The organism is Wansuia hejianensis, from assembly GCF_014337215.1.
GTDB lineage: Bacteria > Bacillota > Clostridia > Lachnospirales > Lachnospiraceae > Scatomonas > Scatomonas hejianensis.
Map to the genome: position 1 here is coordinate 3,555,390 of NZ_CP060635.1, position 19,269 is coordinate 3,574,658.

The window sequence follows — 19,269 nt, forward strand, 5'->3', positions numbered from 1 at the left end:
TGGCATGGCATGAGGTGTCAGTCTGTCACTGCCGCTTACGGCAGCTTAGCAGCCGCCCCAGCCAGCCCGGTATAAGACTATGCAGAAAGTAAGGAGATGGAGGCATGAATGCGGATATGACAAATGGGGCGAAGCCAAAGAAGAGATTTGCGTTGTCTAATAAGGGCAATGAAAATTTTTGGGGGTATCTTTTCATTCTTCCGAATCTGATTGGCTTTTGTGTTTTTACGCTTTTTGGAATTGTATTTTCTCTGATTATGGCCTTTACAGACTGGAATCTTCTGAAGGGCATTGAGAAAGCACAGTTTGTAGGTTTTAAGAACTTTATAGATATGTGGGGGGATCCTTATCTGGTGTCATCCCTGAGAAATAATCTGATTCTTTTATTAGTAATACCGATTACTTTGATACTGGCCGCAGTTCTGGCAACGATCATGAATAAGGCCATTTATGGAAAAGCAGGCGCGAGGGCACTGTACTTTCTTCCCTATGTAACGAATATGGTTGCCATTGCCACTGTATGGCAGGCATTATTTCATAAATCAAAAGGACCTATTAACTCTATCATTATGGCGCTCACCGGACTGGGGGCGGAGGAGGTGCCTGGTTGGCTAGCCAGCAGTAAGTGGGTGCTTCCGGCGCTTATGATTATACTGGTCTGGCAGAACATAGGCTATGATATTTTGATGTACAGCTCTGCGATTCAGAGTATCCCCACAGAGTATCTGGAGGCAGCGGAGATCGATGGGGCAGGCCCGATTAAACGCTTTTTTAAGATCACTCTGCCCATGATGAAGCCGACCACATTTCTGCTGTCCATTCTGGGCGTCATTTCCAGCCTGCAGATGTGGAGCTTCGTACAGATTATTACAGAAGGAGGCCCCGGTACGGCGTCCTACACGCTGGGACTCTATATCTATCGTTCCGGTTTCATTACCTATCGGACCGGGTATGCCTGCGCTCTGTCCTGGCTGCTGTGTCTCATCGTGTTCATATTTTCACTGATCCGCTGGCGGGGCCAGAAAAAGTGGTCAATTGATTAAAGGAGTAGGCTTATGAATGGACAAACTGCAAAAAAACATGCAAAAGCAATACGCATTACGAAAAAGACTTTACTCAGCATTTTAATCTGGGCCGGCGGCATAATCATGGTATTTCCTTTCCTGTGGATGGTTTCAGCTTCATTTAAAGGCATTAATGAAGTCTTTAATTTCCCGATCGAGTGGATTCCCAAGAATCCCACGCTGAAAGGCTATGAGCTTTTGCTGAAGGGAGATGTGCCGTTTATTACATATTTCCTGAACTCGGTAAAAATAGCACTGATTTCACTGATAGGCACCTTTTTTGCATGTACGATGGCCGGATATGCTTATGCTAAAATTGACTTCAAAGGCAGAGATAAACTGTTTCTGCTGAAGCTGATGACAACTATGATCCCATCCTTAGTAACAATTCTGCCCACATACCTGCTGTACAGTAAAATGCACCTGGTAAACACTCACGCGGCATTGTGGCTTCCGGCTTTCTTCGGCGGCGCCTTCGGCGTATTTATCATGCGCCAGGCATTCATGTCTCTGCCGAGGGATCTGATGGAAGCGGCCAAGATTGACGGGGCCGGACATCCAAGGATTTACTGGAGCATAGCGCTTCCCAATGTCAAGGCATCGGTGGCGACGCTCATATTCATGTACTTTATCTGGACCTGGAACGATTATGAAAAGCCGCTCCTGTTCCTGCGCAGCAAAGAACTGTTTACGCTGCCGTTTGCTGTGAAGTTTTTCGCAGATGAGCAGATGCAGAATTATCCGGCCATCATGGCTGCCAATGTCTGTATGCTGCTGCCAATCATCATATTTTTCTTTGCATGCCAGAAGTATTTCGTGCAGTCACTGGTAACTTCCGGCGTAAAAGGCTGATAGAAAGCGAGGGATTTTTGTTATGGAGATTTTAGGACATAAGCTGTTGTACCGGGATGGAGAGTATGTGGCCTTTCCAAATATGGAGAGACTGGCAGACGGCACGGTGATCTGTGCGTTCCGCCATGCGAAGGAAAGACAAAAGGAATACGGCAAGGTAACCCATGTTGATCCTACTGCCAAGGATGTATATATCATTTCAAGAGACGGAGGAAAGACCTTTGAACAGGAATTAAATCTCATTATTGATGAAGAAAATGTCAGCAACCAGGACCCCTGTATGAAGGTATTGTCTGACGGAAGGGTGATAGCCACCTATTTCCGCTGGTCCCTGGTACCGATCGGGCAGGGCGAAGCAGTCTGGGGAGAGGCTTTTAAAAGCTTCGGGCGTTCCTTGCACGGAAAATATGACTGCTTGAACGGCGGTGTAGGCTACAGTATATCCGATGACAACGGTAAAACGTGGAGGGCCATGGGCAAGATTGAAGTAGAAGGCTGTGAAGTAGAGCCAGCTGTCCGCGGAAACATTGTAGAAATGCCGGAAGGCTATCTGCTGATGCCCTACTATGGGGCAAAACGTGTGGGCGAGCTGTCACGCTCCGGCCTGCTGCGGTCTGATGACAGAGGGGAAAGCTGGTATTACTACTCAGATATGGCCTTTGACCCCACCTGTCAGAAAAACTATCTGGAACCGGGCCTGTTCCTGACGGACAGCGGCCGTCTCCTGGGTCTATTCAGAACCCAGTCAGATTTTGGCAAGCCGGGCGTGGATTTTGAACAGACCTATCTGAATCTGCATATGGCAGCTTCAGACGACGGAGGCAAAACATTTGGACCTGTTTATGAGATAGAAAATCTCTGGGGTTCGAGCCCGTTCCACGCGCTTCGGCTGAAAAGCGGAAAAGTGCTGGTGACCTACGGATGGCGTAAGGAACCTTTCGGGATACGCGCCCGCCTCTGCAACGGAGAATTATCTGATATTGCAGAAGCAGAGGAAATCATTCTGCGGGACGACGCCCCGGACGGCGATCTGGGATATCCCCATTCCATACAGCTGGAGGACGGAACAATTCTCGTCAGCTACTATATTGACGGTGAGGATGGGATACGAAGAATAGAAGCTACTTATATAAAAGAGTAATGAGCATTGAAAATGGCAGAGATATCAGGCTCCATAGGGGTCTGTCTCTGCCATTCCTGATATAAATTGTTGAAGAAATTATACGTAACGTGTACCGTAAAAACAACAGCATCCGGCCATGAAAAAAGAGCAGCATCACTGCTCTTTTTCCGGCGGCATGGGAGAATCAGGTTCCTGGGCCTTGAAAACGTATCCGCATTTGCAGGTGACGTCTTCAACGATCCTTCCTTTTATAGTAAAAACTTCAACCTCTGCACCACACTTGGGACATGTACGATCCTCCGGTACCGGTGTTTTAAATTTTGCTTCACATCCGTCTAAAACTGCCATAATATCCTCCTTTTAAGAGAACAGCAATCGCTGCGATCAATAAGCTCTATTTAAAATTATTATAAACCCAGAATTTAGAAAACGCAAGCTTACCCCTCAAATAAATGGTTTTCTGGCAATTACAGACGGTACAGTGGCTTTCGCCAGGGGTGGAACCCCCGATGGTCTCAGGCGGTAGACTTTGAAATTCGGCAAAAAAATACTGGCGCCAATAGTCCACAATCAGCCAATGATTACCGCCTCCCCCCAGCCTTTCGTCCGGGTATCCACCTCGCCCCCCTCCCCAACCATTTGAAAGCAAAATTTTGTTAATGAAAATGCTTTTAGAGGAATAAACCGTTGACAAACTGCAAAACTGTATTATATAATTTCTGCAATGGCGATGACGAAGAGAAGTAACGCAGTTTATCGTTTCCAGTGAGCGGGGGATGGTGAGAACTCCGTAAAGTGAATCTGCGTGAATAACACTTTATCAGCTGCAATCTGAACGCCGGAAGGGAGGAATAGCCCAAAGGTCAGTAGGTGCGCCGTGTGCTGTGCGATAAACGGCAGGAGATTAAGCATGAGTGGCTGCAGAGCAGCAATTCAGGTGGTACCGCGGACAGTTACTGTTCGTCCTGAGCGTATTGTTTGGGATGGGCAGTTTTTTTATTACATAGAATAATTCTCTGAATTTTCTATGCAGCACAAGGCTTTCTGAGTGGGAAGCGCCGGGCGGAAAGGAACCGGGCCGTTATTGCGGCCCGCTGCAGCAATCCATATATGATAGTAAAGGAGAAAAAAATGAACACATCAAACATTTATCGGAACAGAACTCTGAACCAGGTGGGCGAGGGGGATGTAGGAGCTACCTTGAAGCTGGCTGGGTGGGTGGAAAACATCCGGGATCACGGAGGCGTGTCTTTTATTGACCTGAGGGATATGTATGGAGTTATGCAGGTTGTAATGCGCGATACAAGCCTTCTGGATGGAATTAATAAAGAAGATTGTATCTCTGTGGAGGGAGTGATCGAGCACCGGGACGAAGAGACGTATAATCCTAAAATTCCGACTGGTACGATTGAACTGGAGGCTCATTCTGTGGAGATTCTGGGCAAGGTCTATAAGCAGCTTCCATTTGAAGTCATGACATCCCGAGAGACCAGGGAAGATGTTCGCCTGAAATACCGTTATCTGGATCTTAGAAATAAGAAGGTTCAGGAGAATATGATTTTTCGTTCACAGGTAATCAGCTTTCTGCGCCAGAAAATGACGGAGATGGGGTTCCTGGAGATTCAAACCCCGATTCTCTGTGCCTCCTCCCCGGAAGGCGCCAGGGATTATATTGTTCCGTCCAGGAAATTTAAGGGGAAATTCTATGCGCTCCCCCAGGCTCCGCAGCAGTATAAACAGTTGTTGATGGTGTCAGGGTTTGACAAGTATTTTCAGATCGCCCCCTGCTTCCGCGATGAAGATGCGAGAGCGGACCGGTCTCCCGGCGAGTTCTATCAGCTGGATTTTGAAATGAGCTTTGCCACACAGGAAGATGTATTCCGGGTAGGAGAAGAAGTGCTGACGGAGACATTCCGTAAATTTGCGCCTGAAGGCTATGAGGTAACGGACGCACCCTATCCGGTGATCAGCTATAAGCAGGCCATGCTGGAATTCGGGACGGATAAACCGGATCTGAGAAACCCTCTGAGAATTGTGGATGTGACAGATTTCTTCCAGCGCTGTACTTTTAAGCCTTTCCATAAGAAGACGGTGCGGGCAATTAAAGTGCATGCCGACATGTCAAAGGGTTTTCACGAAAAGCTTCTGAAGTTCGCTGTTTCTATTGGCATGGGAGGGCTCGGCTATCTGGAAGTTAATGAAGATATGACCTATAAAGGGCCGATTGATAAATTTATACCAGATGAGATGAAAAAAGAAATTGCGGATATCGCAGGACTGGTTCCCGGAGATACGATTTTCTTTATCGCTGATAAAGAAGAACGGGCGGCGCTCTTTGCAGGCCAGATCCGTACTGAGCTGGGGAATCGGCTGGATATTTGTGAAAAGCAAGCATACAGGTTCTGTTTCGTAAATGATTTCCCGATGTATGAATATGATCCTGAGGAGAAAAAGGTCAACTTTACCCACAATCCCTTCTCCATGCCGCAGGGAGGGCTGGAAGCGCTGAATACAAAAGATCCGCTTGAGATCCTGGCTTACCAGTATGATATCGTGTGCAACGGCGTAGAGCTTTCGTCCGGAGCGGTACGGAACCACAATCTGGATATTATGATAAAAGCCTTTGAGATAGCGGGATACACAGAAGAAGATCTGAAGCAGAAATTTGGCGCACTCTATAACGCATTTCAGTTCGGCGCTCCGCCGCATGCTGGGATGGCTCCGGGGGTTGACCGGATGATCATGCTTTTAAGAAATGAAGAAAATATCCGGGAGATCATTCCATTCCCGATGAACGGGAATGCTCAGGATCTCATGTGCGGGGCTCCGGGAGAAGTAACAGAGACACAGCTGAGAGAGGTCCATATTAAAGTCCGTCAGTAAAAGGAGGCATCCGAATGAAGCTGGTCATGTGTATGGTGGATTTCTTAATTCCTGTATTGATGCTGGCCTTTGGCCTGGTGTTCTGGAGGTGTCCTTCCCGTGAAGTGGATAAATGGTACGGCTATCGGACCCGGAGAGCGTTGAAAAGCCCGGAGGCGTACGTTTATGCGCAGACCCGAATGGGGAAAATCTGGAGTTCCTGCAGCATTCCGCTTGCAGGGCTGACTTTGGCTGCTGTGCTGTTCTGGAAGGATTCCGGCAGCTTTGAGGATGTGGTATCGCTGCTCATTCTGGCAATCCAGCTGGCAGTCATGCTGCTTGGAATGATTCCGGTGGAGTGCAGCCTTAAGAGAAAGTTTGGTTGAGGAAGGAACTGGTATGGAGAGACAGATTTGTATGGAAGAGGTATCAGACGGCCGCCTGTATGGAATTAACGATATGGTTAAGGCAGATTGCCATGACTGTGCCGGATGTTCTGCCTGCTGCCAGGGGATGGGCAGCTCAATCCTGCTGGATCCACTGGATATTTTCAGGCTGTCGCAACACCTGAACAGGACATTTGAGGGACTTCTGGAGGACAGAATAGAATTGAATGTGGTGGATGGGGTGATCCTGCCCAATCTGAAAATGCAGGAGGATACAGAACGGTGCGTGTTCCTCGATGAGACGGGGCGCTGCAGCGTCCATGCCTTCCGTCCGGGTATCTGCAGAATCTTTCCTCTGGGAAGGATCTATGAGAATCACAGCTTTCAATACTTCCTTCAGGTAAATGAATGCAAAAACACCAGCCGCTCAAAGATTAAAGTTAAGAAATGGATTGATACTCCCGATTACCGTAAAAATGAGCAGTTCATAACCGACTGGCATTATTATCTGAAAGGGCTGCAGAAACTGGCTGAAAACACTCAGGATGGGGGGCTGCGGAAGGAAATCAGCATGTATGTCCTGAATACCTTTTATCTCCAGGCTTATGATCCGGCAGAGGATTTTTACAGTCAGTTTGGGCACAGGCTCTCATTGGCGCGAAGCAATTTCCGCCGGCAGGTGTAAACTGCTTTGGAATAGCTTGCGCCTACTGGATCGCCTGCCCGGTATCCATGTGCCGCCGCATGCAGTCATGCCCTGCCTCATGGCTGGCGTCCGGGGTTTTTTTAATAAATTCAGTCATAGTATCACGGAACCTCAGGGGCAGCATCTGTCTCTGCAGGTTCCTATTTTTACGTTCTGGGATCGCAATGCTCTTGCAAAATTCTACCCAGAGGGATTCATAGTCTCCGGAGGCATCAGTGAGCTGATCCAGCTGTCCGGAAAGCAGCGGTATATCGGACAGCAGCATACAGGGCTTCTCTGATTGGTGGATGCAGGCTTTGTGGCGGCCGCGGTCATAGATGGCGAAATGTTCTCCGGACAGGCGGTCCGCGAAATGCTCTCCCAGCATGAGCAGCACATCGTTCTTGGGGTGTATGACTGAAAAAAGTACGCCGGAGGAGAGCTCCTTAAAGCGCGTGAAACCAAGGAGGTGATGATATTCGTACCAGGTGTTTTTATAAAGCTCATTGACTCTCCGGATGCCGGGATGTTTCTGGTTGGTCAGATTACCGCAGCCGCAGAGACATTCCACAATGGACTGGTAAATAGGAGTGCCCTTATCTTCTGACTGGGATACAGCCGCATAGCACAGCATCTCATAAGAGCGGGCGTTCAGCCGCCGCTGCAGGGTGCGCGCCACTTTCATAGATTTTTCCTGATCGGCGGGGATGTAGTGATACTGGCAGAACAGCTCCAGACTGTCTGGTTCCCGGACGGATATCTCCACATTTTCATGGCCGCAGCGGGAGGCCCAGGCGTCGTAGACGGCTGTGAAAATGCCTTCCAGGGTGTCTTCGCAGATGAAACGGTGTTTTTCTGGCATGGTGGCCTCCTTTTTTTGAATGGAAATATCCGGCTGAGAGCGGCTGGATATTCGTGAATACAAGAATAAATCCTTCCGCCCGGATCATTCAGTGAATAAGTGTCAGTCTGTAAGATGATATTGGGAGGAGGAGTCAAAAAATGACAGCTGCTGATAACCGGACTGGCGGAGTTCTCTGGGCAGCGTATCCCTCGGATCGATGATGTTCCGCAGAATATAGGCTTCTTCCAGCTTGAAGGGATAATAGGTTTTTCCGCTGCAGGTAATAAAATACTGGGCCCGCTTGAGCACAACATGCATTTTCTTCAGGTCCTCAAAGGTCAGGGAGCCATAACGGCGGGAGGCGACAATCTTCTGGGCAGACCGTACGCCGACGCCTGGGACCCGGAGCAGTGTATGGTAGTCGGCCCGGTTAATCTCTACAGGAAACTGTTCCAGATGGTGGATCGCCCAGTCGCATTTGGGATCGAGAAGGGGGTTAAAATTCGGGTGTTCCTCTGTGAGCAGTTCCCTGGCCTGGAACCCGTAGAATCTCATGAGCCAGTCGGCCTGATACAGGCGGTGTTCCCGGAGCAGAGGAGGACCCTGTGGGATCATAGGCAGAGTGGTATCGTGGTTGACATTCACAAAAGCGGAATAGAATACTCTCTTCAGGGAAAAGTTCTGGTATAGGGATTCCGCAGTGTGTACCAGCTGAAAGTCGCTTTCACCCATGGCGCCCACAATCATCTGAGTGCTCTGCCCGGAAGGGACGAACTGAGGGGCGTGCCGGTAGAGGGTCAGCTCTTCGCGGTTCTCTTCCCTGCGGGCTTGAATCTGGCGCATGGGCTTCAGGATTGTCTTGCGGTTCTTGTGAGGGGCCAGCTTTTTGAGCCCCTCTGCAGTGGCCAGCTCCAGGTTGATGCTCATACGGTCCACGTAATAGCCGGCCTGCTCGATGAGGGCGGCATCAGCGCCTGGTATGGCCTTCAGGTGAATATAACCATTGAAATGATATTGGGTGCGCAGGCGCATCACGGTCTCAAGAAGGAGCTCCATGGTGTAGTCAGGTGTTCTGAAAATACCTGAACTCAGAAAAAGACCTTCAATGTAGTTCCTCCGGTAGAACTCAAAGGTTAATGTACAGACCTCGTCGGGAGTGAAGGAGGCGCGGGGGATGTCATTGGAGGAACGGTTGAGGCAATAACGGCAGTCGAAGACACATTCATTAGTAAAAAGTATCTTCAAAAGGGAGATACACCGCCCGTCGGCAGAAAAACTGTGGCATATGCCGTCGGCAATACAATTGCCCATGGTACCGGCCTTGCCGGTCCTGTTCACACCGCTGGAGGTGCATGCTACATCATACTTTGCAGCATCCGAGAGAATCTTCAGTTTATCCATCAGGCTTATTTGCTCAGTGAGAATCATGGCCGCCTCCATAAATCGAACGTTTGTTCTATTATAATACAAAACATGTGTTCTTGTCAATGGATAATTATAGAATCTGCCTGCCTGTGAGTTTATTGCTAAAATTATAATAAACTTGCAGCATAAGACGGAAAACCTTATAATGGATATAAATATTACTCCCGTGCGGCATCCAGGGCATTAACCGGCTGCCGGACGGCAGCGGGAGCCGAGTGGTTTTACTACTTAAGAAAGAGAGGATTGTCGTGTGCATTTAAAAACAGCCGGAAGGATCATGATTGCCGGAACTCTGGTTTTGGCGCTGGCAGCCCAGGGTGTCAGCGGCGCTGTGGCAACAGGCGGGGAAGGCAGTTATTATCGTGAAAAAGAACACGAGCAGGTTTCTCTTGCCGATATGGACAGGAAGTCATTTAATGAAGAAGAATTTAGAAAAGCTGCTTCGGAATTAAAACAGGTATGCCGGGAGGAAGGGCAGGAAGACCGGGTGGCAGAACTGTATGCTGTGGTGCTTGATCAGACAAACCGTCTGTCCACCGTTTCAGCACTGGCAATGCTGGATTATTATTCGGATATGAATGATGACGCAGCTGCTGAATGGAATGATGAGGTGACGGGACTGTATTCCGAAATCATGGATGAGGCCGCCGGGACACTGAGAGAAGTGCTGAATTCCGGTTATGGAGAAATATACCGGGAAGAAATGGGCGATTATAACGCTGATGTTTATCAGTATTATGAGGATATGACAGAAGAGGAGGAAGCGCTGATTGACCGCCAGCAGGAGCTGGTGTCGGAGTATGAAGAGAAACTCATGGATGATTATGACAGCCAGGAGGAAGAGAATCAGGTATTGGGACAGCTCTTTTTGGAGCTGCTTCAGGTCAGGACAGAAATCGCCCAGGCTGGCGGGTATGACAATTATGCCGACTATGCCTATGAAGCAGGATACTTCCGGGATTATACTGTGGAGGATGTGGAAAACCTGCGGCAAGAGGTAAAAGAAGAGCTGGTGCCGTTCTTTTATGATCTGACGGGCCGTGCACTGGATAGAGGCGTTAATGATGTTTTTGAGGAATATGATGTAAGCAGTGAAGAACTGTTGGAGACGTTCGCGCCCTATATGGAGGCCATCAGTCCGGAGGTTGGAGAGGCCTTCGGGTTTTTCAGGGAACAGCAGCTGTATGACCTGGATTCTTCAGAAGACAAGATATCTATGGCATATACAGTTGAACTGCCGGCTTACGGCTCTGCCTATATTTATGACAACAGAAGCGGCATGTATTACGACATATTTACTGTGGTTCATGAGTTTGGCCATTTTAATTCTGTTTACCATGATGACACTCCTGCCCTGTATACCAATATCAATATGGATGTTTCAGAGATCCACTCACAGGGGCTGGAGCTGCTGTTCTATCCGTACTATGAACAGATGTACCCGGGAATGGGCAGCGCCATGCAATTCTACGCAGTGTATGAGATGTTTAACAACATACTGCTCAGCTGTGCTTTCGATGAAGTTGAAAATGCGGTTTACCGCAATCCGGATCTTACACTGGAAGAAATCAACAGTCTTATGGATGAGGTTGGTATGGAATACGGGCTTGTCAGCCAGAGTGTGAACAGCGAGACCTGGGTAGAGATGACGCACCTGTTCATGCAGCCGTTTTATATGATCAGTTATGGAACCTCAGCCCTGGCAGCCCTGGAGCTGTTTCGCCTGTCAGCGGACGACAGAGATAAGGCTGTGGACTGTTATATGCAGATTTCAGCGTACGCTACGGCAGAGCCTTATTGTGCGGTTATGGAGGCATGTGGTCTGGAAGATATATTTGAGGAGGGTACGGTTACAAAGCTGAAAGAAGATCTGGATGATATCGTGGGCATTACTCATGATCCCGTGTCTGGTCAGAAAGAAAACGACGGCAGTCAGAAAAAAGAACAGAAAAAAGAACAGCTCTCTCTTCCGGAGTGGCTGGAGCAGAATGCCGACAACACCTGGAAGGATCTGGGGGCTGATCTGGAGGAGGGTTTCAGGGATACCAGCTTTGGCGGATACCGGGAACTGGCACTGGCTGTGATTCTCGCGATTGGCGCCGCCGCGGCCGTGTCCACACTTCTTTGCATCCATATGAAGAAAAAGAAACACAGGGATAACAATGACTTGCCACGATACTAGGGATGGGGTAGAATAAATGATAACTGTTTATGGGAAAGGAGTGTCAATATGAGTTTTGAGGTAATAGATGTGAAGGATCTCCAGGCAAACCCCTGGAAAATGATTGGTGACGAGTGGATGCTGATAACCGCGGAAAAAGCAGGAAAAGTCAATACGATGACAGCCTCCTGGGGCGGAGTGGGAATCATGTGGGGGAAGACGGTTGCAACTGTCTATATACGGCCGCAGAGATATACAAAGGAATTTGTGGACGCAGGCAGTTCCTTTACTCTGAGTTTTTTCGGAGGGCGGGAGAAGAAGGCAATGGGCCATCTGGGCAGCGTGTCCGGCAGGGACGAAAGCGATAAGATTGTGAATGCGGGCTTGCATATAACGGAGGTGGATGGTCAGCCATCTTTTGAAGAAGCGGAGCTTGTCCTGGTGTGCAGGAAGCTCTATGCCCAGGAGATGAAGCCGGATTGCTTTTTTGGCTCCGAAGAGATTGAAAAGTGGTATCCGGATAAGGATTTTCACACCATGTATATTGCTGAGATTGTAAAAGCATATCAGAAAAACTGAAGAGTCGGGAGAATAACATGTGGACTGCAGATAACTGGAAAGATTACGAGGTTTTGGACACCTCTGACGGAGAAAAGCTGGAGCGCTGGGGAGATTATCTCCTGATCCGGCCGGATCCCCAGGTGATTTGGAGCACGGAGAAGAGGCATCCTGGCTGGAAAAAGTGGAATGGTTATTATCACAGGAGCAGCAAAGGCGGAGGCGAATGGGAATTTTCCCATCTTCCGGAGCAGTGGTCCATCCGGTATGGAGATCTGACCTTCCAGCTGAAGCCCTTTAGTTTTAAGCATACGGGGCTTTTTCCGGAGCAGGCGGTAAACTGGGATTGGTTTTCTGAAAAGATCAGGCTTGCCGGGCGCCCGGTGCGGGTGCTGAACCTTTTCGCCTATACAGGCGGCGCTACCCTTGCGGCAGCGGCGGCCGGAGCCCAGGTGACCCATGTGGACGCCTCCAAGGGGATGGTGTCCTGGGCCAGGGAGAATGCAGCATCCTCAGGCCTGGCTGACCGTCCAGTGAGATGGCTGGTGGATGACTGTGTTAAATTTGTGGAACGAGAGATACGCAGGGGAAATCACTATGATGGAATCATCATGGACCCGCCCTCCTACGGCAGAGGACCTAAGGGAGAAATCTGGAAGATTGAAGATTCTGTATTTCCATTTATAAAGCTGTGTGAAAAGCTGCTGAGCGATGATCCGCTGTTTTTTCTGGTGAATTCTTATACGACAGGCCTAGCGCCTGCCGTACTGACTTATATGCTGTCCGTTGCGCTGAAAGAACGGGGGGGACGGGCGGAAGCGTCTGAAATCGGGCTGCCCGTCGCGGCAACGGGCCTGGTGCTGCCCTGCGGTGCTTCCGGAAGATGGTCGCTGCAGTAACAGATCAGGTGACTTTTGTGCATGCTTCTGTAACTGCGGATCTGGAAGGCGGAAGGGGTGATTCTCTAGGAACAGTGCCGGAAGATTTTGCTTGACATCTGTTTCCGGGATCACTACAATACAATATAAACATTGGCAAGGTGAACTGCTTTGATGGGCAGAGAGGAATCGGGAGTTCCCATCAGCAAGGGGGCAAGCCACACGCCAGGCAGAGAGGCGGTTGTGCTCTGTAATATTATGAGTGTGGATGGAAATAAGGAGGAGACTATGAGAGCGTATGGAGAACTGAATCGAGAAGAACTGCTGGCAATGAAACAGGAAGTGGAAGCCAGCTATGAAGAGGCCAGGGGCAAAGGGCTGAAGCTGGACATGTCCAGAGGCAAGCCTTCAAAAAAGCAGCTGGATCTGGCGGAGGGCATGCTGACAGTGATATCATCCAATGAAGACTGTATGGCTGAGGACGGCTTGGACTGCAGGAATTACGGCGGCCCTGTCGGCATTCCGGAAGCCAGGAGATTTATGGGAGATATTATGGGAGTGCCTATGGATCAGGTGATTGTCTGTGGGAATGCCAGTCTGACAATTATGTTCGATACGGTGTCCCGGTCGTTTACCCACGGCGTGCTGGGGAATACCCCGTGGAGCAAACTGGACCGGGTGAAATTCCTCTGTCCGGTTCCTGGCTATGACCGCCATTTCGGGATTACGGAGTATTTTGGAGTAGAGATGATCAATGTGCCGATGACTCCTGAGGGTCCGGACATGGATCTGGTGGAAAAGCTGGTGGCTGGGGATGAGAGTATCAAGGGTATCTGGTGTGTGCCGAAGTATTCCAATCCGCAGGGTATATCCTACTCAGATGAAACAGTCAGGCGTTTTGCGTCGCTGAAGCCGGCGGCGAAGGATTTCCGGATTTTCTGGGACAATGCGTACTGTATCCATCATCTGTATGAGGAAGCGGAAAAGCAAGACCAGATACTGAATATCATTGAAGAGTGTGAAAAGGCCGGCAATCCGGATATGGTCTATGAATTCGCTTCCACCTCAAAGGTAAGCTTCGCGGGAGGAGGCATCTCGGCGGTGGCATCTTCCAAGGCTAATCTGGAGGAGATTAAGCGCCATATGAATTATCAGATCATCAGCCATGATAAAATCAACCAGCTGCGTCATGTGAAGTTCTTCAGGGATCTGGAAGGCGTTAAGGCTCACATGATGAAGCATGCGGCGATTATGCGGCCGAAGTTCGAGACAGTCGTCAGCGTACTGGAGAAGGAGCTTGGAGGTCTGGGAATAGGTTCCTGGCAGATGCCGAAAGGCGGATATTTCATCTCCTTTGACGCGATGCCTGGCTGCGCCAGGGCGATTGTAGCCAGGGCAAAAGAAGCGGGGCTTGTCATGACCGGTGCCGGAGCCACTTATCCTTACGGGAAGGATCCGGAGGATTCCAATATCCGGATAGCACCTTCACTTCCCACGCCGGAAGAGCTGGCGGTGGCTGCGGATATCTTTGTTCTCAGCGTGAAGCTGGTGAGCCTGGAAAAGCTGCTGGAAGAAAAGGCTTAATTAGATAAAATATCATTAATCTGAGACCGTACCCTTAACGGATTGCAGTTCTGTTTAGGGTACGGTTTTACTTTACCCGGCAAATAAAGGGTGGTATACTATTATTGCGTAAAAAGTGATCCGTTATAGAACTAGACTTGATAGAAAGCGAGTACGCCATGAAGAAATTATCGAAAAACGCGAAAATTATGATGATCGTCATAGCTGCATTTGTTGTCGCTATCATCAGCATCTACCTGATTGGTTCCAAACATTTTTCTACCCACTTTTTCCCCGGTACAGTAATTAATGGGATTGACTGTGGTGAGAAGACGGTAGAAGAGGTGAAGGCTGATCTTCAGGATAAAATATCGGAATATACTCTGACAGTGACGGAGAGAGACGGCAAGACCGAGGAAATTACTGCGGAGCAGCTGGACATGAAATACGTGGATGACGGAGGCGTTGAAAAGCTTCTGGAGGAACAGGATGCGGCTGCCTGGATCGTGTCGGTCGGGAACAGCAAGGCCTACGAGACGAGCGCCAATTTTACATATGACAAGGCAACGATAGACACGATTATGGATCAGATGGAATGTTTTCAGGAGGCCAATGTCACTGCGCCGGCTGACGCCTATATCAATGATAATGGGACTTCTTATGAGATTGTGCCGGAAGTACAGGGGAATACTCTGAACCGAGAGAAGACCAGGGAAGCTTTGATGGATGCAGTAGAATCCGGCAAGACAGGAGTGAACTTTGAGGAGCTGGATCTGTATGAGAAGCCGGCGATCCTCAGCACGGATGAGGCGATGAATACGGAAGTGGCCCAGTTGAATCAGATGACGGCGGCTCATATTGTCTATGATTTCAAGGACCGACAGATGACCGTTGACCGGGATACAATCCGTTCCTGGCTCTATAAGGGTGAGGATGGGAACTATGCGCTGGATCAGGAACAGGTAGCGGCATGGGTGAAGCATATGGCCTATGAGACAGATACCTTTGGACTGGAGCATGAATTTAAGACCTCCCTGGGGCCGACGATTACGCTGGCCGCAGGCGGGGACTATGGATGGGTCATCGATAAGGAGGCCACTACAGCTGCTCTGATACAGGCGGTTCAGGAGGGACAGAACATCACGACAGAGCCTGTATATCTGTACAGAGGCATGGACAGGGCCACGAATGATATCGGGAATACATACGTGGAGATCTGCATCACAAAGCAGACCATGTGGTGTTATAAGGACGGACAGCTTGTGGTGGAGACACCTGTCGTTACAGGCAATGATTCCACAGGTTTTCAGACCCCGTCGGGAAGTGTGTGGGCGATCGATGCGAAAAAAGCGGACGCCCAGTTTAAGCTGTTTAATGTAAAGGTGGCGTTCTGGCTGCCCTTTAACGGCGATTGTGGAATTCACGATCTGGCGAGCCGTACGGAATTTGGCGGTGATATTTATCTGACCAATGGTTCCCATGGCTGTGTCAACACGCCCTATGATGCGGCGGAAAAGATTTTTAATACGGTGGAAATCGGCTATCCTGTCATAGTATATTACAGCACGGATCAGGTCGTTGGACCGGAGCCTACCCAGGAAGTGACGGTGGGCTGATACATCGTATGGAGGAAATGAGGAGCATATTATGAAAATTGTTGTTTTAGCTGGAGGAACCAGTACGGAAAGGGAGGTTTCCATTGTTACAGGAACAGGAGTCTGCAAGGCGCTGAGGGAGAGAGGGCATCAGGCCGTGTTGCTGGATGTGTTTTTCGGCTTGGCTTCAGCAGAGTCTGGAGAAGTTTTCACGGATGATTACGATGTGGATCAGGCGGCCGCTTACATGCGCAGCTTTAACGGGCGGCTGGAGCAGGAGAAGGTTCAACGGCGGGAATTCTTCGGCCCTCAGGTGATCCGTCTCTGTCAGGCGGCTGATATCGTTTTTATGGCTCTGCATGGGTCTAACGGAGAAGACGGGAAGGTACAGGCAGCCTTTGACCTGTACGGGATCCGGTACACGGGTACTGAATATCTGAGCAGCGCCATAGCCATGAATAAGTCATTGACTAAACAGTTTTTTAGGGCCTGGAAGGTGCCGACGCCGGGAGGGGCGGTTTTCAACAGGAATCAGAAGGATATCGGGCTTGAGGCGAACGGCCTGAAGCTTCCGGTGGTTGTGAAACCGTGCTGCGGCGGCTCCAGTGTCGGCATCACAATTGCGCGCACTGATGAAGAATATGAGCAATCTCTGAAAGAGGCTTTTTCTTATGAAGACCAGATTGTTGTGGAGGAATATATTGACGGCCGGGAATTCTCTGTGGCCGTGATCGGCGGTAAGGCTTATCCTGTCATAGAGATCGCTCCTAAGGAAGGCTTTTACGATTATCACAATAAGTATCAGGCAGGTTCTACAGTGGAGACCTGCCCGGCAGAGCTTTCCCCTGATAAGACCAGGGAGATGCAGGAGTACGCCAAACTGGGAACGAAAGCCCTGGGGATTACCGGATATTGCCGGCTGGATTTCATGATGGATCAGGATGAAAAGATGTACTGCCTGGAGGCGAATACTCTGCCGGGGATGACGCCTACCAGCCTGATCCCGCAGGAAGCGGAAGTTCTTGGAGAAAGTTACCCTGAGTTGTGCGAAAAGCTGATTCGGATTTCATTGGAAAAATATCAGGAGCAGGTGCTATGAAAAATCTGACTTTGGAACATCTGGCGGATGCCTGCGGAGGGCGCTATACAGGGCCGGATGACAAGAAGAATCTCTGTGTGACAGATATTACCACAGACAGCCGGAAGACGACCGAAGGCTGTCTGTTTGTCCCCATCAGGGGAGCCAGGGCCGACGGCCATGATTATATCGGCCAGGTAATAGAAAAGGGTGCGGCGGCAGTGCTGTCGGAAAAGGAACTGGGAGATACGGGATTCCCTTATATTTTGGTAGAGTCTTCCCTGCAGGCGGTGAAGGACATCGCGGAGTATTACCTCCGCCAGCTGGATATCCCGGTCATCGGTATTACCGGAAGCGTGGGAAAGACCAGTACCAAGGAGATGGTGGCGGCGGTGCTGCGTCAGAGATACCGGGTGCTGAAGACAGAGGGCAATTTTAATAACGAACTGGGGCTGCCCCTGACTGTTTTCCGTCTGAGAGAAGAAGATGAGATTGCCGTTTTAGAAATGGGTATCAGTGATTTTGGAGAGATGCACCGTCTGGCTAAGATAGCCAGGCCGAAAACCTGCATTATGACAAATATTGGCTGGTGTCATCTGGAGAACCTGAAGACCAGGGATGGGATCTTAAAGGCCAAATCGGAAATCTTCGATTTCTTGCAGTCTGATGGGAGAATTATACTGAACGGCGATGACGATAAGCTTTCCGGGATTCAAGAAGTGAAAGGGATAGAACCTTGCAGGTTCGGCATGAATCCATCCAATGATATCTGGGCGGATGAGCTGGAGGGCAGAGGGCTGAAGGGAATCAGCTGTCAGATTCACACACCGTCGGGGGCATTCCGGACGCTGGTTCCGATGCCTGGACGCCATATGGTATATAATGCACTGGCCGGAACCGCGGCTGGCCTGATCTATGGTCTGAACCTGGAAGAGATCCGCAGAGGGATTGAGAGTTTTGAGTCTCTGAGCGGGCGGTTCCATATCATAGAAGCTCCCAGATACACAGTAATAGACGATTGTTATAATGCTAATCCGGTATCTATGAAAGCTTCCCTGCAGGTGCTGCAGGACGGGGAAGGGAGGCGGATAGCTGTACTGGGGGATATGGCTGAGCTGGGAGAGGACGAGAAACGGCTTCATGCAGAGGTAGGGGCGTTTGCTGCAAGCCTGTCCATCGACGCCCTATATTGTGCCGGGCCTCTCTGCGCCTCTCTGGCGGAAGCGGCGAAGGAGGTCCGGCCAAAGCTGGATGTCCGGCATTTCTACAGCAGAGATCAGCTGATGGTTGAGCTGCCGCGCCTGCTGGAGGAAGGGGATACTGTACTGGTGAAAGCATCTCATTCCATGCAGTTCAACCGGATCGTGTCCATGCTGGAAAACTGATTAGATACGGCGAAGCAGCGCCCATATGCCCATCATGATTTCACTGGGAATGAATTTTGCAGCGATCCGGTGGAAAAAAGAGACGGGGCCGGGAGTAGATACAGGAAGTCCGAGACGGCTGTCAGACAGCGCCAGGCGTACCACGGTTTCTTTTTTAGAGGCCAGCGGGAAGTGCCGGATAGCGTTGCTGCCGGCCGTTTCTTTTGCTTTTGGTATAAATTCTGTGTTCTTAATCCAATAAGGGCATACAGCTGTGACCTTTATTCTGCGGCTCATCAACTCTATGCGCAGAGCCCGGCTGAAGCGGTAAAGAAAAGCCTTGGATGAAGAATATACATTCAGATAGGGAAATGGCTGGAAAGCAGATGTGGAACAGATCTCCAGTATCCGGTCGCCTCTGTGCATGTAAGGGAGTGCAAGCAGGGTGACATCTACGGCGGCCCGGCAGTTCAGATCGATCATTCGGTCCGCGTCCTGGCGGGTTACTTCCCGGTAGTTTCCGATCTTGCCGAATCCGGCAGCATTAATTAATATGTGAATCTGGGGATTTTCCTTCGCAAGCAGCTGTTCCAGCTCGTCCATGCTCTCCGGACTGGTCAGATCCAGGGAAAGAGGGCGCACGGGGATGCTGGCAAGCCTGGATAGTTCCAGTAGGCGGTCCTTTCTGCGGGCGACTGCCCAGATCTCGTCCAGGCTTTCTCTGCACAGCTGCAGGACGAATTCCCTGCCCAGCCCCGATGAAGCTCCTGTGATCAATGCAATTCTCATGGCATTACCTCCTTTTACAGGAATCTTACAATGAATCCGGGC

The 19,269-nt window shown here is 49.9% G+C and carries 17 protein-coding genes; 13 read left to right on the forward strand and 4 right to left on the reverse strand.

Features of this window, described 5'->3' with window-relative positions; translation table 11 throughout:
• The first annotated feature begins 104 nt into the window (after positions 1-104).
• Genes H9Q79_RS16260 through H9Q79_RS16270 form a run of 3 tightly spaced genes read left to right on the forward strand, consistent with a single transcriptional unit; the run spans position 105 to position 3,057 of the window.
• Entirely contained in the window at positions 105-1,043 is a 939-nt protein-coding gene (locus H9Q79_RS16260; protein WP_118644862.1) for a carbohydrate ABC transporter permease, read from the forward strand.
• A 12-nt stretch (positions 1,044-1,055) separates the two neighbouring features.
• A complete protein-coding gene (locus H9Q79_RS16265; protein ID WP_249328742.1) occupies positions 1,056-1,916 on the forward strand; it encodes a carbohydrate ABC transporter permease in 861 nt (286 codons plus the stop codon).
• 22 nt (positions 1,917-1,938) lie between these two features.
• Positions 1,939-3,057 carry a sialidase family protein gene (locus H9Q79_RS16270; RefSeq protein ID WP_249328743.1) on the forward strand — a complete coding sequence of 373 codons (1,119 nt, stop codon included), beginning with the start codon at positions 1,939-1,941 and terminating at the stop codon, positions 3,055-3,057.
• A gap of 135 nt (positions 3,058-3,192) precedes the next feature.
• On the opposite strand, the gene H9Q79_RS16275 is transcribed toward H9Q79_RS16270, so the two are convergent.
• A complete protein-coding gene (locus H9Q79_RS16275) occupies positions 3,193-3,387 on the reverse strand; it encodes a hypothetical protein (protein ID WP_118644858.1) in 195 nt (64 codons plus the stop codon).
• A 783-nt stretch (positions 3,388-4,170) separates the two neighbouring features.
• Here H9Q79_RS16275 and aspS point away from each other — a divergent pair.
• From aspS to H9Q79_RS16290, 3 genes are read left to right on the forward strand one after another with little or no spacing between them, the layout of a single operon-like run.
• Positions 4,171-5,922 carry an aspartate--tRNA ligase gene (aspS, locus tag H9Q79_RS16280; protein ID WP_118645007.1) on the forward strand — a complete coding sequence of 584 codons (1,752 nt, stop codon included), beginning with the start codon at positions 4,171-4,173 and terminating at the stop codon, positions 5,920-5,922.
• 14 nt (positions 5,923-5,936) lie between these two features.
• A complete protein-coding gene (locus tag H9Q79_RS16285) occupies positions 5,937-6,287 on the forward strand; it encodes an SdpI family protein (protein ID WP_118644857.1) in 351 nt (116 codons plus the stop codon).
• A gap of 13 nt (positions 6,288-6,300) precedes the next feature.
• Complete coding sequence (locus tag H9Q79_RS16290; RefSeq protein ID WP_118644856.1) at positions 6,301-6,972, forward strand: YkgJ family cysteine cluster protein; 672 nt, start codon at positions 6,301-6,303, stop codon at positions 6,970-6,972.
• A 22-nt stretch (positions 6,973-6,994) separates the two neighbouring features.
• Here the strand turns inward: H9Q79_RS16290 and H9Q79_RS16295 are convergent, their stop codons facing one another.
• Together H9Q79_RS16295 and H9Q79_RS16300 are read right to left on the reverse strand one after the other, a co-directional pair.
• Positions 6,995-7,834 carry a TIGR03915 family putative DNA repair protein gene (locus tag H9Q79_RS16295; protein ID WP_118644855.1) on the reverse strand — a complete coding sequence of 280 codons (840 nt, stop codon included), beginning with the start codon at positions 7,832-7,834 and terminating at the stop codon, positions 6,995-6,997.
• Positions 7,835-7,936: 102 nt separating this feature from the next.
• Entirely contained in the window at positions 7,937-9,244 is a 1,308-nt protein-coding gene (locus H9Q79_RS16300; protein ID WP_249328744.1) for a putative DNA modification/repair radical SAM protein, read from the reverse strand.
• 247 nt (positions 9,245-9,491) lie between these two features.
• Between H9Q79_RS16300 and H9Q79_RS16305 the strand changes: the two genes are divergently transcribed.
• The 7 genes from H9Q79_RS16305 to H9Q79_RS16335 all read left to right on the forward strand — a co-directional run bounded on the left by H9Q79_RS16305 (position 9,492) and on the right by H9Q79_RS16335 (position 18,459).
• Positions 9,492-11,423 carry a gluzincin family metallopeptidase gene (locus H9Q79_RS16305; RefSeq protein WP_249328745.1) on the forward strand — a complete coding sequence of 644 codons (1,932 nt, stop codon included), beginning with the start codon at positions 9,492-9,494 and terminating at the stop codon, positions 11,421-11,423.
• Between the two features lie 48 nt (positions 11,424-11,471).
• The gene (locus H9Q79_RS16310) at positions 11,472-11,981 is read left to right on the forward strand and encodes a flavin reductase (protein ID WP_118644847.1); all 510 of its coding nucleotides are present in this window, start codon (positions 11,472-11,474) and stop codon (positions 11,979-11,981) included.
• Positions 11,982-11,998: 17 nt separating this feature from the next.
• The gene (locus H9Q79_RS16315; protein WP_118644845.1) at positions 11,999-12,859 is read left to right on the forward strand and encodes a class I SAM-dependent methyltransferase; all 861 of its coding nucleotides are present in this window, start codon (positions 11,999-12,001) and stop codon (positions 12,857-12,859) included.
• A 267-nt stretch (positions 12,860-13,126) separates the two neighbouring features.
• On the forward strand, positions 13,127-14,422 hold the full coding sequence (locus tag H9Q79_RS16320; RefSeq protein WP_118645004.1) for an aspartate aminotransferase type Ic: 1,296 nt from the start codon (positions 13,127-13,129) through the stop codon (positions 14,420-14,422).
• Between the two features lie 158 nt (positions 14,423-14,580).
• Positions 14,581-16,017 carry a L,D-transpeptidase family protein gene (locus H9Q79_RS16325; protein ID WP_249328746.1) on the forward strand — a complete coding sequence of 479 codons (1,437 nt, stop codon included), beginning with the start codon at positions 14,581-14,583 and terminating at the stop codon, positions 16,015-16,017.
• A 31-nt stretch (positions 16,018-16,048) separates the two neighbouring features.
• Positions 16,049-17,095: a D-alanine--D-alanine ligase family protein gene (locus H9Q79_RS16330; RefSeq protein WP_118644841.1), complete on the forward strand. Its 1,047-nt coding sequence runs from the start codon at positions 16,049-16,051 to the stop codon at positions 17,093-17,095.
• On the forward strand, positions 17,092-18,459 hold the full coding sequence (locus tag H9Q79_RS16335; protein ID WP_118644839.1) for a UDP-N-acetylmuramoyl-tripeptide--D-alanyl-D-alanine ligase: 1,368 nt from the start codon (positions 17,092-17,094) through the stop codon (positions 18,457-18,459). The genes H9Q79_RS16330 and H9Q79_RS16335 overlap by 4 nt, the downstream gene beginning before the upstream one ends.
• On the opposite strand, the gene H9Q79_RS16340 is transcribed toward H9Q79_RS16335, so the two are convergent.
• Positions 18,460-19,227, reverse strand: a complete 768-nt coding sequence (locus tag H9Q79_RS16340) for an SDR family NAD(P)-dependent oxidoreductase (protein WP_118644837.1) — start codon at positions 19,225-19,227, stop codon at positions 18,460-18,462.
• Between the last annotated feature and the right edge of the window lie 42 nt (positions 19,228-19,269).

Coding starts and splice junctions, on each gene's coding strand:
- H9Q79_RS16260 (WP_118644862.1), top strand. CDS start 105: ATGAATGCGGATATGACAAATGGGGCGAAGCCAAAGAAGAGATTTGCG.
- H9Q79_RS16265 (WP_249328742.1), top strand. CDS start 1,056: ATGAATGGACAAACTGCAAAAAAACATGCAAAAGCAATACGCATTACG.
- H9Q79_RS16270 (WP_249328743.1), top strand. CDS start 1,939: ATGGAGATTTTAGGACATAAGCTGTTGTACCGGGATGGAGAGTATGTG.
- H9Q79_RS16275 (WP_118644858.1), bottom strand. CDS start 3,387: ATGGCAGTTTTAGACGGATGTGAAGCAAAATTTAAAACACCGGTACCG.
- aspS (WP_118645007.1), top strand. CDS start 4,171: ATGAACACATCAAACATTTATCGGAACAGAACTCTGAACCAGGTGGGC.
- H9Q79_RS16285 (WP_118644857.1), top strand. CDS start 5,937: ATGAAGCTGGTCATGTGTATGGTGGATTTCTTAATTCCTGTATTGATG.
- H9Q79_RS16290 (WP_118644856.1), top strand. CDS start 6,301: ATGGAGAGACAGATTTGTATGGAAGAGGTATCAGACGGCCGCCTGTAT.
- H9Q79_RS16295 (WP_118644855.1), bottom strand. CDS start 7,834: ATGCCAGAAAAACACCGTTTCATCTGCGAAGACACCCTGGAAGGCATT.
- H9Q79_RS16300 (WP_249328744.1), bottom strand. CDS start 9,244: ATGATTCTCACTGAGCAAATAAGCCTGATGGATAAACTGAAGATTCTC.
- H9Q79_RS16310 (WP_118644847.1), top strand. CDS start 11,472: ATGAGTTTTGAGGTAATAGATGTGAAGGATCTCCAGGCAAACCCCTGG.
- H9Q79_RS16315 (WP_118644845.1), top strand. CDS start 11,999: ATGTGGACTGCAGATAACTGGAAAGATTACGAGGTTTTGGACACCTCT.
- H9Q79_RS16320 (WP_118645004.1), top strand. CDS start 13,127: ATGAGAGCGTATGGAGAACTGAATCGAGAAGAACTGCTGGCAATGAAA.
- H9Q79_RS16325 (WP_249328746.1), top strand. CDS start 14,581: ATGAAGAAATTATCGAAAAACGCGAAAATTATGATGATCGTCATAGCT.
- H9Q79_RS16330 (WP_118644841.1), top strand. CDS start 16,049: ATGAAAATTGTTGTTTTAGCTGGAGGAACCAGTACGGAAAGGGAGGTT.
- H9Q79_RS16335 (WP_118644839.1), top strand. CDS start 17,092: ATGAAAAATCTGACTTTGGAACATCTGGCGGATGCCTGCGGAGGGCGC.
- H9Q79_RS16340 (WP_118644837.1), bottom strand. CDS start 19,227: ATGAGAATTGCATTGATCACAGGAGCTTCATCGGGGCTGGGCAGGGAA.